Origin of the sequence: Streptomyces sp. NPDC001604, assembly GCF_042893475.1 — a bacterium.
GTDB lineage: Bacteria > Actinomycetota > Actinomycetes > Streptomycetales > Streptomycetaceae > Streptomyces.
In genome coordinates this window covers 464,263-480,922 of record NZ_JBIAUY010000001.1, presented here as the reverse complement: position 1 = coordinate 480,922, position 16,660 = coordinate 464,263, and the positions used below count along the sequence as shown (strand labels likewise).

Sequence of the window (16,660 nt, the reverse complement as noted above, 5' to 3'; positions counted from 1 at the left end):
TACCGATCCATCAGCTCAGCAGGCCGGTGCGCACGGGCGTGTGCTCGTGGGGGTGTACGTGGTCGTGACCGGGCAGCGCGTGCTGGCCGACCGCCCGCGGGGGCGGCCCGTCGTGCAGGACGCAGCCGTCGCGGAGCACCACCGCGCGGTCGATGAGGGGCTCCAGCGGCCCGAGTTCGTGCAGGACGAGCAGCACCGTCGTACCGGCCGCGACCTGCTCCCGCAGCGTCTGCGCGAGCACCTCCTGGCTGGCCAGGTCCACGCCCGCCATCGGCTCGTCCATGATCAGCAGTTCGGGTTCGGCGGCGAGCGCGCGGGCGATCAGCACGCGCTGGTGCTGGCCGCCGGAGAGGGCGTTCACCGAGTCCTTCGCCCTGTCGGCCATGCCGACCAGCTCCAGGGACCGGCGTACGGCCGCGTGGTCCGCCTTGCGCAGCACACCGAAGCGGGCCCGGGAGAGCCGGCCCGACGACACGATCTCGGTGACGGTGGCCGGGACACCGCCCGCGGCGGTCGTGCGCTGCGGAACGTACCCCACCCGCGCCCAGTCCCGGAACCGCTTCCGCTCCGTGCCGAACAGCTCGACCTCGCCGGCGCTCACCGGCACCTGGCCGATGATCGTGCGGATCGCGGTCGACTTGCCGGAGCCGTTGGCGCCGAGCAGCGCGACGACCTCACCGCGTGCCACGGTGAGGTCGATCCCGCGCAGGACGGGGCGCGAGCCCAGGTCGGCGCGGACCCCGCGCATCGCTATGACGGGCTCCGTGCCGGGTTCACCTGCTGCGCCCACGCCCATGTCGTCCTCCGTAAACGTCATTTGGATCCCAGGGCCGTCTGCAGCGCCTTGAGGTTGGCCTCCTGGACCGAGAAGTAGTCCTTGCCGCGGGACTTCGACGTGATGCCCTCGATCGGGTCGAGGACGTCCGTCTTCAGTCCGGCGTCGGCGGCGACGGTCTTCGCGGTCTTGTCGCTGACGAGCGTCTCGTAGAACACCGTCGTGACGCCGTCGGCCTTCGCCATCTTCTCAAGGTCCTTCACCCGGGCCGCGCTCGGCTCGGACTCGGGGTCGAGGCCGTTGATGGCCTCCTCGGTCAGGCCGTAGCGCTCGGCGAGGTAGCCGAAGGCGGCGTGCGTGGTGATGAACACCTTGGACCTGGTCCCCGAAAGGCCGTCCTTGAACCGGTTGTTGAGTTCCTCGAGCCGCTTGACCAGGGCCGCGGTGTTCTTCTTGTAGTCGGCCGCGTGGGCCGGGTCCGCCTTCTCGAAGGCGGCACCGACGCCCTCGGCGACCTGGGCGTACCTCACCGGGTCGAGCCAGATGTGGGGGTCGAGCCCGGCCAGCTCCTCGTTCTTGGAGCTGTCGTGGGAGGCCGCGTGGCCGCCGACCTCGTTGCCGTGCTTCTCCAGCGAGGTGAGGGAGGCGGCGTCGATCTTCGTCTTGACCTCGGACTGGGCCACCGCGTCGTCGACGGCGGGCTGGAGGTTCTTCAGGTAGAGCACCGCGTCGGACTCCTGGAGCTGCGCGGTCTGCCGTGCGCTGATCTCCAGGTCGTGCGGCTCCTGCCCGGGCTGGGTCAGGTTGGTGACGTGCACATGGTTCCCGCCGATCTGCTCGGCGAGGAACTCCAGCGGGTAGAACGACGCGACGACGTCGAACTTGCCGGTGTTGCCCGCGGCGGCGCTCTCACTGGAGCAGGCGGAGAGGGTGGTGAGGCCGAGGGCGGCGACCGCGGCCGTGGCCGCGGTGGATATGAGGCGTCGTCGTACGTTCATGACAGTCATTTTCAACAAAGATGGAAACCGTTGTCAACAAACATCCGAGTGGGAACCGATTTGATTGAGGGGGAGCCCACGCCGGTACCCTGAAGCATTCGCTCTGAAGCGTCTCGCTTCCTCGCCCGTCGTCGTAATGAAGAGAGCACCGTGGCCGCCGACAAGATCGACACCATCGTCAGCCTGAGCAAGCGCCGTGGCTTCGTTTTCCCCTGTAGTGAGATCTACGGCGGCCAGCGCGCCGCCTGGGACTACGGACACCTGGGTGTCGAGCTCAAGGAGAACATCAAGCGCCAGTGGTGGCGCTACATGGTGACGTCGCGCGAGGAGGTCGTCGGTATCGACTCGTCCGTGATCCTGGCTCCCGAGGTCTGGGTGGCCTCCGGTCACGTCGCCACCTTCTCGGACCCGCTGACCGAGTGCACCTCCTGCCACAAGCGCTACCGCGCGGACCACCTGGAGGAGGCGTACGAGGAGAAGAAGGGCCGCGTCCCCGAGAACGGCCTCGCCGACATCAACTGCCCCAACTGCGGCACGAAGGGCCAGTTCACCGAGCCCAAGCAGTTCTCGGGTCTGCTCTCCACGCACCTCGGCCCGACCCAGGACTCCGGTTCCGTCGCGTACCTGCGCCCGGAGACCGCCCAGGGCATCTTCACCAACTTCGCCCTGACGCAGACCGCCGCGCGCAAGAAGCCGCCGTTCGGCATCGCGCAGATGGGCAAGTCCTTCCGCAACGAGATCACGCCCGGCAACTTCATCTTCCGCACCCGCGAGTTCGAGCAGATGGAGATGGAGTTCTTCGTCAAGCCGGGCGAGGACGAGAAGTGGCAGGAGTACTGGATGCAGGAGCGGTGGAACTGGTACACCGGCCTGGGCCTGCGTGAAGAGAACATGCGGTGGTACGAGCACCCGCAGGAGAAGCTCTCCCACTACTCCAAGCGCACCGCCGACATCGAGTACCGCTTCCAGTTCGGCGGCAGCGAGTGGGGCGAGCTCGAGGGCGTCGCCAACCGCACCGACTACGACCTCACCGCGCACTCCAAGGCCTCCGGCCAGGACCTCCACTTCTTCGACCAGGAGGCCGGCGAGCGCTACACCCCGTACGTCATCGAGCCCGCCGCCGGTGTCGGCCGCACCATGCTGGCGTTCCTGCTCGACGCCTACGTCGAGGACGAGGCGCCCAATGCCAAGGGCAAGATGGAGAAGCGCACGGTGCTGCGCCTTGACCACCGCCTCGCCCCCGTGAAGGTCGCGGTGCTCCCGCTGTCCCGCAACCCCGAGCTGTCCCCGAAGGCCAAGGGCCTCGCCCAGGCGCTGCGCCAGAACTGGAACATCGAGTTCGACGACGCCGGCGCCATCGGCCGCCGCTACCGCCGCCAGGACGAGATCGGTACGCCGTACTGCGTGACGGTCGACTTCGACACGCTGGACGACAACGCGGTGACGGTGCGTGAGCGTGACTCCATGAAGCAGGAGCGGGTGTCCCTCGACCAGATCGAGGGGTACCTGGCCGGGCGGCTCGTCGGCGCCTAGTTTCCTGGGGGCTCCGCCCCCAGACTCCCGACCGGCCCTGAAGGGGCCTCGTCCTCAAACGCCGGACGGGCTGAGGAAGCTCCCGTAGTGGCCCCCGATACAGGTCTCGCATTGGCCCTGTATCGGGGGCCGCTGCGTTACCAGGCTGGCCCCATGAGTCTCGCCTTTCTCCTCACCACCCTTGTCGTCGTCGCCACGCCCGGCACCGGTGTCGTCTACACCCTGGCCGCCGGGCTGTCGCACGGCCGCCGTGCGAGTGTCGTCGCCGCCTTCGCCTGCACGGTCGGGATCGTGCCGCATGTGCTGGCCACCGTCACGGGGCTCGCCGCACTGCTCAACGCGAGCGCGGCCGCCTTCCAGGTCCTCAAGTACGCCGGTATCGCCTATCTCCTCCACATGGCGTGGGCGACGGTGCGGGACAAGGAGGCGATCGCCGTGGACGAGGAGGCCGCCCCGAGTTCGGCGGGGCGGGTGATCGTCCGCGGTGTGCTCGTCAACCTCCTCAATCCCAAGCTGACGATCTTCTTCTTCGCGTTCCTGCCGCAGTTCGTGGACCCGGGTGCGCCGCATGCGCTGCCGCGGATGCTCTGGCTGAGCGGCGTGTTCATGCTGGCGACCTTCGTCGTCTTTTCCGCGTACGGGATCCTCGCCGCGTCCGTCCGCAGCCGCGTCACCTCGCGACCGCGGGTGATGGCCTGGCTGCGGCGGGGGTTCGCGGGGTCGTTCGTGGCGCTGGGGGCCAAGTTGGCGCTGACTGCGCGGTAGTCGCTCCTGGGGGGTGCCGCGATGCTGGGGCTGCCTGGGTTCAACGGCCCTGCAGGGCCTTCACGTTGTCGCCGAACGTCCAGTTCTTCGAGCCGTCCTAGTTGACCAACCCGGTCTTCAGGCCCTTGGAGGGCTGGGGCCCGGGTCCGGGGCCCGGGGCCGCCCGTCCCAGTTCTCCCATTGACATGCTCCTCGTCCTGGAGGACGAGGATTCTGGCCTTCTCTACCGATTGCTGTGCCGCTACGCGGCACGGTTTCCGGTCGGGAGTCCGTGGCTTCCTGTTTCTTCGCGCTGCGCCGGGATTGCTCCTGGTCTTACCGGCGCTCCGCAGGCTGATACCGCCAGTCCGGCGGCCGTTTTCACGTTGAGTGCGGCATTGGTGTCCCGGTCATGGACAGTGCCGCAGGCGCTACAAGTCCACTCCCGGACGAACAGGGGTTTGGGTCCATCCTTGACGCCGCAGGTGGAACAGGTCTGGGAGGTCGGCTCGAAGCGGCCGATCTTGACCAGGGTGCGGCCGTAGCGCTGGGCCTTGTAGGCCGGCATGCTGAGGAACGAGGCCCATCCGGCGTCGTGCACGGACTTGGCCAGCTTCGTGCGCGCGAGTCCTTTCACCGCCAGGTCCTCCACGGCGATCCCTTGGTTCTCGGAGATCAGCTTCGTGGAGAGCTGGTGGTGGAACTCGCGGCGTGCGTCGGCAACCTTGGCGTGGACGCGGGCGACCTTGAGGCGGGCCTTGGCCCGGTTCTTGGATCCCTTCTGCTTGCGGGACAGTTCCTTTTGGGCCTTCTTCAGTTTCTTCTCCGCGCGCCGGAGGAAGCGCGGGGAGTCGATCTTCGTGCCGTCGGAGAGGACCGCGAAGTGGGTCAGGCCGAGATCGATGCCGATGGTGCGGTCGGTCTCCGGCATCCGCATCGCGTCGGCGGCGCGGTCGCTGTCGATGACGAAGGAGGCGAAAAAGCGGTCGGTCGCGTCCTTGATGACGGTGACGGAGGTGGGGTCGGCGGGCAGGGGCGGGACCACTTCACCTTCACCGCGCCGATCTTCGGCAGGTTCAGACGGCCGGCGTCAGTGATGCTCCAGCGGGCGTTGGCCGTGAACCGGATCGACTGCCGGGCGTCCTTGCGTGACTTGAAGCGGGGCGGGCCCAGTTTTGGCCCCTTCCGGGTGCCCTTGAGGGAGGCGAAGAAGTTCTTGTAGGCGGCCTCAGCGTCCCGCAGAGACTGTTGGAGGACGACGGCGGACACCTCACCCAGCCAGGCCCGCTCCGGAGTCCGTTTCGCTTCTGTGATCAGGCATGTGGACAGTTGCCCGGCCGTCGGGAACGACTTCCCGGCCTTACGGGCGTCCTCGCGGGCACGCACTGCGTCGTTGAACACGACGCGTGCGCACCCGAACGCCTTGGCCAGCGCGGCCTGCTGAGCGGCGTCGGGGTACAACCTGAAGGCGTACCGGAGCTGCATGACGATCACACTAGGCAAGTCGAACCCGCGTCGTCACCGGGAACATGTGGACGATCCGTCACCATCACGAAGCAGGGTCCGGCTCCGCCGGAACGAGACCGCGACGCAGCCACGAGATTCCCTTCACCCCCGACCTGAAGGCCGGAGCACTGCGAATGATCTCCGGTAGTCCCGGAGCCTTTCCTGCGGGCCTCGACCTGACCGCGCAGGTGTCGGCGGCCGAGGCGGTGGGCGCGGCGGGCAGCTGGGCGACGGCTGCGGTCGCGAACGCGGTGGCGAGCAGGGCCAGGGTGCGGCGGAGCATCGGGCCTCCCGGTGGGGGATCGGTGAGGTGCCGTAGGCATGACAGTGCTCTGGTCCAGACCTCTCGTCAATAGGTCTGGACCAACCTGGAGAGGGAGGCTCGGCGGCGGTAAAGTTGGAATGACAGATATTGAAATCTGTCAGCTGTCATGTCAGGGTGGGATGCATGACGATGCGAACCCGAAACCTCGGAACCACCGGCCCCCAGGTCTCCGCCCTCGGCCTCGGCTGCATGGGCATGTCCGGCATATACGGCGAGGCGGACCGCGCCGAGTCCATCGCCACCGTCCATGCGGCCCTGGAAGCCGGCGTGACCCTGCTCGACACCGGCGACTTCTACGGCATGGGCCACAACGAACTGCTGATCAGCGAGGCCCTGCGCACCGCCCCGCCCGCCCTGCGGGAGAACGCGCTGCTCAGCGTGAAGTTCGGCGCCCAGCGCGGACCGGACGGCGACTGGTACGGCTTCGACGGACGCCCGGCCGCCGTGAAGACCTTCGCCGCCTACTCCCTCCAGCGCCTCGGCGTGGACCACATCGACGTCTACCGCCCCGCCCGCCTCGACCCGAACGTGCCGATCGAGGAGACCGTCGGCGCGATCGCGGAACTGGTCGAGAAGGGGTACGTCCGCCACATCGGCCTCAGCGAGGTCGGCGCGGACACCATCCGCCGGGCCGCCGCCACCGCCCCGATCGCCGACCTGCAGATCGAGTACGCGCTCATCTCCCGAGGCCCCGAGCGGGAGATCCTGCCCACCCTGAGTGAACTGGGCATCGCCGTCACCGCGTACGGCGTCCTCTCCCGGGGGCTGATCTCCGGCCATGTCACGCCCGGCCAGGGGTTCGCCGCGAACGACTTCCGTGCCCACACGCCCCGCTTCCAGGGCGACAACCTTCAGCACAACCTCACGCTGGTCGAGTCGCTGCGCAAGATCGCCGAGCAGAAGGGCGTGTCCGTCGCGCAGATCGCCATCGCCTGGGTGCTGTCGCAGGGCCCGCGGCACAACACGGACATCGTGCCGCTGATCGGCGCCCGTACCCGCGAGCGGCTGGGGGAGGCCCTGGGTGCCCTGGACGTGACCCTGGACGCGGCCGACCTCGCCGCCATCGAGGCCGCCGTGCCGGCGGACGCGGCCGCCGGCGAGCGGTATGCCCCCGCCCAGATGGCCATGCTCGACAGCGAGCGCTGATCACGGTGCCCGGTACCGTCTAGGCATGCCTGCGACCACCGAGACCCTGACCGCCGAGCGCATCCTCGAGGCGACCGAGGAGGTGCTGCGCCGCCACGGCCCGGCCAAGGCCACCGTGGTCGACGTGGCCCGCGCGCTCGGCGTCAGCCACGGCAGCGTCTACCGCCACTTCCGTACGAAGGCGGCGCTGCGGGAGGCGGTGACGAAGCGGTGGCTGGACCGTACGACTCAGGAGCTGGCCGGTATCGCCGCGGACGCGGAACGGGACCCGGCGGCCCGGGTGCGGGAATGGTTCGCGGCGCTCTTCGCGGCCAAGCGCCGCAAGGCGGGCGGGGATCCCGAGCTGTTCGCCACGTACTCCGTCCTGGTCGGTGATGCGGGTGAGGTGGTCAGCGGCCATATCGCCGAGCTGACCGGCCAGTTGACCGAGATCGTGCGGGCGGGGGTAGAAATGGGCGTCTTCGCTGTCGCGGACCCGGCGACTGCTGCCCGCGCCCTGTTCCAGGCCACCGGCCGCTTCCATGACCCCGGTTATGCCAAGGAGTGGGAACGGCCGGGGGTGGAGGGGGAGTTCGAGGCGGTGGTGGATCTGTTGGTGCGGGGCTTGCGGCGCTGAGCGCCGCCGGGGCCTTTGACGGGGTGTTCATCGGCTGCGGGTCCGTCGTGGCTGGTCGCGCCCACGCGGCGGAAGCCGCGATTTCAATACAGCCCCCGCCCCTACGGGGCGCGTCAGCTTCCCGCCACGCAGGCCCAGAAGTCCCGCATCACCGGTGTCGGTGTCGGGTTTGTCATTGACGCCTGGGTCAGCAGGATCGTGACCTTTCCCGTCGGCGGGATGATGTGGGCCGTCGTGCCGGTGCCGCCTACCCAGCCGTAGCGGCCGGGGACGTTCCAGGGGTCTGCCGGGGTGACGTCGACCTGGCCGCCGTAGCCCCAGCCCTGGCCCTCCAGGAAGAGGGGGACGGCGTCCCGCTGTGAGGCCGTGAGGTGGTTGGTGGTCATACGGCTGACCGAGGTGGGGGAGAGGAGGCCTCCGCCGGAGTCCAGCAGCATGCGGGCGAAGGCGAGCCAGTCGTCGGCCGTGGAGACCAGGCCCCCGCCGCCGGAGTGGAAGCGTGGGAGGCGGCTCCAGTCGCCGTCCGGGGTGTCCGCCAGCTGGAGGGTGCCGTCCTCGGCCGGGGCGTAGGACGAGGTGAAGCGGTGCCGTTTCGACGACGGGACCTCGAACGCCGTGTCCTGCATGCCCAGCGGCTCGAAGATCCGTTCCGCGAGGAATTCGGGGAGCGTACGGCCCGACGCCCGGGCGATCAGGATGCCCTGCAGATCGGACGAGGTGCCGTAGAGCCAGGCCTCGCCCGGCTGGTGCAGCATCGGCACCTGGGCGAGGAGGCGCAGCCAGGTGTCGTGGTCCGGCCAGTCCTGGAGGTGCCGGCCGTCCTTCTGGACCGTGAACAGGGACTGCACCGCGGGGAGCGAGAAGTCGGCGGGGAAGCCCCAGCCGGTGCGGGAGCTGAGCAGGTCCTCGACGGTGATCGGGCGGGCCGCCGGGACCACGTCCTCGACGGAGGAGCCGGGGGTGCGGACCACGAGCGGCTTCGCCAGTTCCGGCAGCCACTCCTCGACCGGTGAGTCCAGGCCGAGCAGCCCGTCCTCCACCAGCATCAGCACCGCCGCCGCCGTGATCGGCTTGGTGATGGAGGCGATACGGAAGAGGGAGTCCCGGGACATCGGGGCGGTGCCTTCGATGTCCACCGAGCCGACGGTCACCACCTCGACGTCGTCGCCGCGGGCCACCAGGGCGACGGCGCCGGGCACGGAGCCGTTGTCGACGTGCCGTTGCAGGGTGTCGTACAGAGTGCTCATCGGTCGGCCTTCCGGGGTGGGCGGTCGTCCTGAGTACGACTCCCGGGACGGCGGAAAGTCATCGGGCCGTCCGCTCCCGGGAGCCCTACGCGTCCGATGCCCCCGCCGGATCCACCGTTGCCTGGTGCGCCTCCGCCAGATGCTCCTCCGCCTTCAGCCAGGGCAGGAACTGCGCACCCTTGCGCCAGCCGCACGTGTCACATCTGATCATGCGCTGTGCGCCCTTGCGCTGCACTCGGACGACGTGCTCGCGCCCGTGCTGGTCCCAGCGGCTCACCTTGCTCGTGTTGATCTCCAGCATGATGTCTCGCCTCCGGCACAGGAGTGTGCAGCAAGACCAACATCAACAGGGACTTCCGCACGGCGAGTTGACCAAGCCGTGGCCCATTCCACACAGGATCGCGCGGGCGTCAGCCGATGGTGCGCGGCAGACGCAGGCTGAGCAGGCCGGTCAGGACCACACAGCCCAACTGGGTCAGGAGCGTGGTGACCAGGGCGTCCCGCATGCCAAGACCCGGGACCAGGGAGAGGAAGAGGGTACCGAGGGCCGCCACCCCGAGTGCCAGGGAGGACTGCTGGGTCGTCATCATCACGCCGCTGCCGACACCGGCCCTCGCGGGCTCCACCTCGGACAGCACGACCCGGAAGATGATGGGGAGTTGGAGCGCCTGACCGCCGCCGGCGAGAGCCGCTCCGGGGAGCAGTTCGACGAAGCCGAGGTCCGGCCAGGACCGCCAGGCGGCCAGCGCCATCAGGCCGATGCCCGCCCCCTGGATCAGCGCTCCGGCGGTCACCACCCGGGTGCCGTACCGGGCGACCAGCCGCGGCCCGGCGAGCGAGACGAAGAGGAAGACGACGGCCATCGGCGCGAGCGCCAGCCCCGCCGGGACCGGCCCGAGCCCCGCGCCCCGCTGCAGCGCCACCGCGACGACGAACATGAAGCCGCTGAAGCCGACGCCGAACGGCACGATCATCACCAGTCCGCGGCGGAGCGAGGTGAGCGCGAAGAGGCTGGGCGGGACCAGCGGCGTACGGCCCCGGCGGTCCGCCCGGCGCTCCACCGCGTAGAACGCGGCCGCGAGGAACGGGAACGCCGCCAGCGACAGCCATGTCCACAGTGGCCAGCCCGCCGAACGGCCCTCGGTGAGCGGGGCCAGCAGCGCGAGCAGGGAGGCGGTCAGCAGGACGGTGCCGGGACCGTCGACCGGCTCCGGGTGCTGGGAGCGGGTCTCCGGGACGGCACGGGCGGCGAGCACCAGGCCCGCGATCACCACGGGCACGTTCACCAGGAACACCGAGCGCCAGCCGGTGCCGGCGATGTCGGCCGCCACCAGGATCCCGCCGAGGATCTGCCCGGCCACCATGGACAGTCCGGCCGTGGCGCCGTAAAGCCCCATGGCCTTCGCCCGCCGCTGTCCCGAGGTCGCCGCCTGGATGGTGGCGAGGACCTGCGGCAGCATCGCGGCGGACGCCGCGCCCTGCGCGACCCGCGCCGCGACCAGGGCCCAGGCGTTGGGCGCGAGTCCGCAGGCCAGCGAGGTCAGCCCGAAGGCCGCCACACCGCCGAGGAAGAACCGCCGCCGTCCGAACAGATCGCCCAGCCGTCCGCCGAGGACGAGCAGCACGGCGTACGCGAGCCCGTACCCCGCGACGACGAGCTCGAGGACGGCCTCACTCGCGTGCAGGTCCCGGCCGATGGTCGGCAGGGCGACATTGACGATGAAGAAGTCGATGAGAGGAAGTGCCGCTGCCAGCAGCACGGTGAAGAGTCCGAGGCCGCCGAGCGAGGGTGGCGCGGCCGGCGAACGGACGGTGCGTGTAGCGATGGTTTCGGTCACGCTTCTGAGCGTGCGCCCCCTCCCAGGCTGGTACCAGAGTCTTCTTATCCTGGTAGAAGAACCACCTGGAAACAGTGTCCGCAGTGCGGCAGCCTGGAGGCATGGCGACGATGGCTCAGGTGACGACCCAGGAGACGGCGGCCCCGCGCTCCCACGGCATGGGCGCCGAGGTGCGGCGCCATGAGCTGGCGGCCTTCCTGCGCAGTCGCCGCGAGCGCATCACCCCCGAGGAGGTGGGGCTCCCGCGCGGGCGCCGGCGCCGCACGCCCGGTCTGCGCCGTGAGGAGGTCGCCCAGCTCTCCGCGGTCGGCGTCACCTGGTACACCTGGCTCGAACAGGGCCGTGACATCCAGGTCTCCGTCCAGGTCCTCGACGCCCTCGCCCGCACCCTGATGCTCGACGCCACCGAGCGCGCCCACCTCTTCCAGCTGGCCGGCGCGGTGGACCCGACACCGGCCCTGCTGTGCCCGTCGGTGACACCCGCCCTGCGGGCCATGCTGGAGCAGCTGGAGCCGTACCCCGCCAGCATCCAGAACAGCCGGTACGACATCCTCGCGCACAACCGCACCCTCGGCCTGCTGCTGTGCGACCTGGAGGCGGTACCGCCCGAGGACCGCAACTGCATCCTGCTGTCCTACACGAACGACGACTGGCGCAACTCGATCGTGCACCTGGAGGACACCCGCCGCCTGATGGCGGCCCGCCTGCGCGCCGTCATGGCCGGCCATCTCACCGAACCCGCCTGGAAGATGCTCCTCAAGCGCCTCCGCGAGTACCCGGAGTTCTGCGAGGCCTGGGAGCGCCACGAGGTGGTCGCCGCCCACAGCAAACGCAAGGAGTTCCTCAACCGCCTGGTGGGCCGAGTGGTCGTGGACCAGTCCGAACTGTGGCTCGGCCCGGAACTGGGCTCCCGGATGGTCACGTACGTCCCGGCGGACGAGGAGTCGAGGGCGCGACTGGAGAGGCTCCATGAGATCGCCCTCAAGAGGGGCACGACTCGACCGGCACAGGGGCAGCGGCCTTGAGGGGGCGCGGGGAAACTGGCGTGGGTGGGGCGGCCTTGAGGGGGTGCGGGGAAACCGGCGTGGGTGGGGCGGCCTTGAGGGGGTGCGGGGAAACTGGCGTGGGTGGGGCGGCCTTGAGGGGGTGCGGGGAAACTGGCGTGGGTGGGGCGGCCTTGAAGGCGCGCGACTGGACCGGCGTTGGTGGAGCGGCCTTGAAGGGGCGCGCCTGGACCGGCGTGGGTGGAGCGGCCTTGAGGGGGCGCGGAGTAACCAGCGTGGGTGCAGCGGCTTTTAAGGGGCGCGGGGAACTGCGCGACAAGCCCCCACCGACCCGCACCCGCCAAACTACGCACTGACCCCCGCGGCTTGGCGCACCTCAGCAGAGTCAAGCTCCGCAGCCGTGCGCTCAGCACTACGCCGAGCCCACCGCCCACTGCTGAGCGCCCCAAGACCGAGCACCGCAGCCCCACACCCCGTGAGAATCCACCATCCCGGCACGGAGGCCGACACGAACACGTCCCTGTACGACGAGGCCCCCACACCGGAGGCCAACACCGCCCCCACCACAGCGACGCCGAGCGTCTGCCCGAGCTGCCGGCTGGTGGACGCGACGGCGGCCGCCACCCCCGCCTGGGCACGAGGCATCCCCGACACCGCCGTATTGGTGATCGGCGCGTTCACGAACCCGAACCCGATACCGAACAGCAGGTAAGCGACGAACAGCGTCACGTTCGACGTCTCGGCCTCGAACCCGGCGAACAGCACCCCACTCGCCGTGATCGCCGTACCGGCGACGAGGAGCGACAGCCGCGGCCCCCTGCTCCCCACCAGCCGCCCGGACAGCGGCGCGCACAGGAACGTCGGCACCGCCATCGGCAGCATCCACAGCCCCGCGTGCAGGGCGTCGTACCCGCGCACGTTCTGCAGATACAGCGTCGAAAGGAACAGGAACCCGCCGAGCGCGGCGAACGCGCTGATCGCGATCACCGTCGCCCCGCTGAACGGCACCGACCGGAAGAACCGCAGGTCGATCAGCGGTTCGTCGCGACGCGGCTCGTACCAGAGCAGCCCCGCCAGGGCGGCCAGCGCGACCGCGACGAAGGGCAGCACGTAGTCCGCGCCCGAGTTCGGGGCTTCGATGATCGCGTACGTCAGGGAGCCGAACAGGGCGATCACCAGGAGCTGGCCGACCGGGTCGGGACGGCGGGCCTTGGGCGCGCGGGACTCGGGAACGTAGCGCAGCGTCAGCAGCAGGGCCGCGAGGCCCACCGGCAGGTTGACCCAGAAGATCGAGCGCCAGCCCACCGACTCCACCAGCAGCCCGCCGGCCAGCGGCCCCGCGGCCATCGAGATGCCGACCACGCCTCCCCAGACACCGATCGCACGGGCGCGCTCGGCCGGGTCGGTGAAGGTGTTGGTGATGATCGACATGGCGACCGGGTTGAGCATGGAACCGCCCACCGCCTGGATCATGCGGAAGGCAATGAGCGAGTCGAGGTTCGGGGCGAGGGAGCACAGCAGCGAGCCCGCGGTGAAGATGATCAGGCCCGCCATGAAGACCCGCTTGCGGCCGATGCGGTCGGCCGTGGAGCCGGAGAGCATCAACAGCGAGGCCAGGACCAGCGTGTACGCGTCGATGGTCCACTGCAGTCCGGCGGTGCTCGCGTGCAGCTCCCGTTGCATCGACGGCAGGGCGACGTTCAGAGCTGTGACGTCGAGGCTCACGATCAGCAGGCTCATACAGCAGATCGCGAGGACCAGGAAGCGTCGGCGGTGGCTGAGCTCGGGCATGCGTTTCACTCTACGCCCGCATCGATAGTGTGTCTAACTAATAGTGCTGCTAACTAATGGCTGTTACATGATCACCCCGACGGCTGCCACATGATCACTGCCGATGCGCGACAATGGCCCAATGCCCACGCCCGTGTCCCCGCTGCAGATCGGCCCGCACACCGTCGAGCCGCCCGTCGTCCTGGCCCCGATGGCCGGGATCACCAACGCGCCCTTCCGCACCCTGTGCAGAGAGTTCAGTGGCGGCAAGGGCCTGTTCGTGAGCGAGATGATCACGACCAGGGCGCTGGTCGAGCGCAACGAGAAGACCATGCAGCTGATCCAGTTCGACGCGACGGAGAAGCCGCGCTCGATCCAGCTGTACGGCGTCGACCCGGCCACCGTCGGCAAGGCCGTCCGCATGATCGCGGAGGAGGACCTCGCCGACCACATCGACCTGAACTTCGGCTGCCCGGTCCCCAAGGTGACGCGCAAGGGCGGCGGCTCGGCCCTGCCCTACAAGCGCAACCTGCTGCGCGCCATCCTGCGCGAGGCGGTCTCGGGCGCGGGCGACCTCCCGGTCACCATGAAGATGCGCAAGGGCATCGACGACGACCACATCACCTTCCTCGACGCCGGCCGGATCGCCGTGGAGGAGGGCGTGACGGCCATCGCCCTGCACGGCCGCACCGCCGCCCAGCACTACGGCGGCACCGCGGACTGGGACGCGATCGCCCGCCTCAAGGAGCATGTGCCGGAGATCCCCGTCCTCGGCAACGGCGACATCTGGTCGGCCCAGGACGCGCTGCGGATGGTGCGGGAGACGGGCTGCGACGGCGTGGTCGTGGGCCGCGGCTGCCTCGGCCGGCCGTGGCTGTTCGCGGACCTGGTGGCGGCCTTCGAGGGGCGTACGGATGCCATCGCGCGCCCCGCCCTCCGCGAGGTCGCCGACATCATGGTCCGCCACGCCACCCTCCTCGGCGAGTGGATCGGCGACGAGTCCAAGGGTGTCGTCGACTTCCGCAAGCACGTCGCCTGGTACCTGAAGGGCTTCGCGGTCGGCAGTGAGATGCGCAAGCGCCTCGCGATCACGTCCTCTCTCGCCGAGCTCCGGGCCGGGCTCGACGAGTTGGACCTCGACCAGCCCTGGCCCACCGGCGCCGACGGCCCCCGCGGCCGCACCTCCGGCAACAACCGGGTGGTCCTGCCGGACGGTTGGCTCAAGGACCCGTACGACTGCGCGGGAATCGGCGAGGACGCGGAGCTGGACACCTCCGGCGGCTGAGCCGCCCGGGGCCCCTCAGTCCTTCTTCGGGTGCGGGGTCGAGCCGTATGCCGTCAGGAACTTGTCGCGGAACGCACTCATCTTCCAGACCGGGGCGTCGTGCGCCGGGCGCAGGCCGTCCGACCAGCCCCAGCTGTCGATCTTGTCGAGGACCTTGGGGTCCTTGGCGACGATCGAGACCGGCACGTCACGGCTGGCGTGGTTGCCGCTGACGCGGGCGATGGGCTGGTGGTCGCCGAGGAAGACCAGGACGGTGTTGTCGTTGCCGTAGCGCTCCAGCCACTGGGTGAGGGCGGTCACCGAGTACTGGACCGACCTGCCGTACTCCGCCTGGGACCTGGGCGAGCTGGCGATGATGTCCGACGGCTTGTTGCCGGCCTTCTGGATGGCCTTGAACACCGAGCCGTCACCGAGGTCGTCCCAGGGGACCATCTTGGGGATCGGCGCCCACGGCTGGTGGCTGGAGGTCAGGATGACCAGCGACATCAGGGGCTTGCTGCGCTTCTTGCTGTGCTCCAGGTTCTGGAACTGCTGGAGTGCGTACTGGTCCGGCATCGTCGACCAGCTGAACTTCGGGCCCTTGTAGCCCATCTGGAAGGCGTTGCGGTAGGAGTCCAGGCCGTAGAACTTCGACTCCGGCCAGCTCTTCTGCACCCCCGGCATGATCCCGACCGTGTCCCAGTCGCCCGTCTTCTTGAACGCCTCGGTGAGGCTCATGTGGTCGCTCGCCATGAGCGTGCGGTAGCGCTGCTGGTTGCTGATCCACAGGCCCGACATGGTGGTGGAGTGCCCGAGCCAGCTGCTGCCGCCGTAGGTCGCCGACGTCAGCCAGCCGCTCCTGGCGTGGAAGCCCGCCTTGGCGAGGGCCTTGGTGCGGGCGTCGAGCGTCGCGTCGACACCGGGCGCCTCGACCGGGTCCTCGATCGCGCTGCGGCCGTAGCTCTCGATGAACGTGAAGATCATGTCCTTCCCGCGCAGATCCGGCACCAGCTGGCCGGGCGGTGTGTTGCCGAACTCGTCGACCTTGGCCACCTTCTGGAACTCGGCCTCGTCCCGCAGCGTGTCCCGCACCCGGACCGCCTGGACGGCGACTGCCCCGGCCGTACGGTCGGACGCGACCGGAACCCCGGCGATCTGCAGCCCCAGGGCGGAGCAGGTGACCCAGACGACGGCGGCGGCCAAGGTCCCCCGGGTCGCGATCTGTTTGTGCAGCGCGAGCAGGTTGCTGAGCCGCACCATCGCCAGCGCCATCACGCCGAGGACCACGAAGATGAGGACGAAGACCCCGATGGTCGCCCCGACCTCCACCGCCTTGCCCATCGAGTCCGCGATGTACGACTGCGCGTCGGGCAGCAGCTCCCAGTCCAGTACGACGTTGAAGGGCCGCCCCAGGTACTCCACGAACCCCATGTCCAGCAGGTTCAGGACCACCATCGCCCCGAGCGCCGCCCCCGACAGCGCCGCCACCACCAGCCTGGGCCGCCGCGGCAACGCCAGCGCGACGGCCGCCCCGATGATGGCCTCCACGGGTATCCGCGTGAACCACCGTCCGGCCTCCAGCGTGGTCAGACGGTTCGGCAGCAGCAGCGCACCGAGGACGAGGACGGCGGCGAGGACGGTGACCGTCCACCGGGTGTTACGGACGGCCGTGGGGTGCCGGTCGCGCCACCCGGCGAGGCGGGAGCGCAGACCGACCTCGGGTGCCGTGCCATCGGTGATGGTGTCGGCCGTATCCGGCTCCTGACGAACGCGCGTGAAGACAGGCACCCGAAGGTCCTTCCGTGCGAGACCCGTGGAAAGGCGGCGGGCCACGCTGGGGAGGCAACACGGATCACTTCCAGGACCCGCTTGGCCCGCCGCCATTCCGTACGGG

General features: G+C 69.7%; 14 protein-coding genes and 1 pseudogene. 6 read left to right on the top strand and 9 right to left on the bottom strand.

Annotation, left to right across the window (positions count from 1 at the left end):
* Positions 1-10: 10 nt before the first annotated feature.
* Positions 11-817, bottom strand: a complete 807-nt coding sequence (locus tag ACFY1E_RS02255; protein WP_389070366.1) for a metal ABC transporter ATP-binding protein — start codon at positions 815-817, stop codon at positions 11-13.
* Entirely contained in the window at positions 814-1,773 is a 960-nt protein-coding gene (locus ACFY1E_RS02250; RefSeq protein WP_389070364.1) for a metal ABC transporter substrate-binding protein, read from the bottom strand. The genes ACFY1E_RS02255 and ACFY1E_RS02250 overlap by 4 nt, the downstream gene beginning before the upstream one ends.
* Positions 1,774-1,923: 150 nt before the next feature.
* On the opposite strand from ACFY1E_RS02250, the gene ACFY1E_RS02245 reads away from it, so the two are divergent.
* On the top strand, positions 1,924-3,306 hold the full coding sequence (locus ACFY1E_RS02245) for a glycine--tRNA ligase (protein ID WP_389070361.1): 1,383 nt from the start codon (positions 1,924-1,926) through the stop codon (positions 3,304-3,306).
* A 153-nt stretch (positions 3,307-3,459) separates the two neighbouring features.
* Positions 3,460-4,071, top strand: coding sequence for a LysE family translocator (locus ACFY1E_RS02240; protein ID WP_389070359.1), 612 nt, complete (start codon positions 3,460-3,462; stop codon positions 4,069-4,071).
* 241 nt (positions 4,072-4,312) lie between these two features.
* On the opposite strand, the pseudogene ACFY1E_RS02235 reads toward ACFY1E_RS02240, so the two are convergent.
* Both ACFY1E_RS02235 and ACFY1E_RS02230 read right to left on the bottom strand, forming a co-directional pair.
* A pseudogene (locus ACFY1E_RS02235) lies at positions 4,313-5,535 on the bottom strand (RNA-guided endonuclease InsQ/TnpB family protein).
* Between the two features lie 64 nt (positions 5,536-5,599).
* Positions 5,600-5,839, bottom strand: coding sequence for a hypothetical protein (locus tag ACFY1E_RS02230; RefSeq protein WP_389070356.1), 240 nt, complete (start codon positions 5,837-5,839; stop codon positions 5,600-5,602).
* 165 nt (positions 5,840-6,004) lie between these two features.
* On the opposite strand from ACFY1E_RS02230, the gene ACFY1E_RS02225 reads away from it, so the two are divergent.
* Together ACFY1E_RS02225 and ACFY1E_RS02220 are read left to right on the top strand one after the other, a co-directional pair.
* Complete coding sequence (locus tag ACFY1E_RS02225) at positions 6,005-7,027, top strand: aldo/keto reductase (protein ID WP_389070354.1); 1,023 nt, start codon at positions 6,005-6,007, stop codon at positions 7,025-7,027.
* A 25-nt stretch (positions 7,028-7,052) separates the two neighbouring features.
* Positions 7,053-7,643 carry a TetR family transcriptional regulator gene (locus ACFY1E_RS02220; RefSeq protein WP_389070351.1) on the top strand — a complete coding sequence of 197 codons (591 nt, stop codon included), beginning with the start codon at positions 7,053-7,055 and terminating at the stop codon, positions 7,641-7,643.
* Between the two features lie 113 nt (positions 7,644-7,756).
* On the opposite strand, the gene ACFY1E_RS02215 is transcribed toward ACFY1E_RS02220, so the two are convergent.
* From ACFY1E_RS02215 to ACFY1E_RS02205, 3 genes are all read right to left on the bottom strand, one after another.
* A complete protein-coding gene (locus ACFY1E_RS02215; RefSeq protein WP_389070349.1) occupies positions 7,757-8,890 on the bottom strand; it encodes a serine hydrolase domain-containing protein in 1,134 nt (377 codons plus the stop codon).
* 85 nt (positions 8,891-8,975) lie between these two features.
* A complete protein-coding gene (locus ACFY1E_RS02210) occupies positions 8,976-9,191 on the bottom strand; it encodes a hypothetical protein (protein ID WP_389070348.1) in 216 nt (71 codons plus the stop codon).
* 109 nt (positions 9,192-9,300) lie between these two features.
* Positions 9,301-10,728, bottom strand: coding sequence for an MFS transporter (locus ACFY1E_RS02205; protein ID WP_389070345.1), 1,428 nt, complete (start codon positions 10,726-10,728; stop codon positions 9,301-9,303).
* Between the two features lie 101 nt (positions 10,729-10,829).
* Between ACFY1E_RS02205 and ACFY1E_RS02200 the strand changes: the two genes are divergently transcribed.
* The gene (locus ACFY1E_RS02200) at positions 10,830-11,753 is read left to right on the top strand and encodes a helix-turn-helix transcriptional regulator (RefSeq protein ID WP_389070343.1); all 924 of its coding nucleotides are present in this window, start codon (positions 10,830-10,832) and stop codon (positions 11,751-11,753) included.
* Positions 11,754-12,077: 324 nt separating this feature from the next.
* Here ACFY1E_RS02200 and ACFY1E_RS02195 read toward each other — a convergent pair whose 3' ends face one another.
* Positions 12,078-13,523 carry an MFS transporter gene (locus ACFY1E_RS02195; protein WP_389070340.1) on the bottom strand — a complete coding sequence of 482 codons (1,446 nt, stop codon included), beginning with the start codon at positions 13,521-13,523 and terminating at the stop codon, positions 12,078-12,080.
* 121 nt (positions 13,524-13,644) lie between these two features.
* On the opposite strand from ACFY1E_RS02195, the gene dusB reads away from it, so the two are divergent.
* Complete coding sequence (gene dusB, locus ACFY1E_RS02190) at positions 13,645-14,787, top strand: tRNA dihydrouridine synthase DusB (RefSeq protein WP_389070338.1); 1,143 nt, start codon at positions 13,645-13,647, stop codon at positions 14,785-14,787.
* A 15-nt stretch (positions 14,788-14,802) separates the two neighbouring features.
* Here dusB and ACFY1E_RS02185 read toward each other — a convergent pair whose 3' ends face one another.
* The gene (locus ACFY1E_RS02185) at positions 14,803-16,554 is read right to left on the bottom strand and encodes a sulfatase-like hydrolase/transferase (RefSeq protein ID WP_389070336.1); all 1,752 of its coding nucleotides are present in this window, start codon (positions 16,552-16,554) and stop codon (positions 14,803-14,805) included.
* Positions 16,555-16,660: the final 106 nt, after the last annotated feature.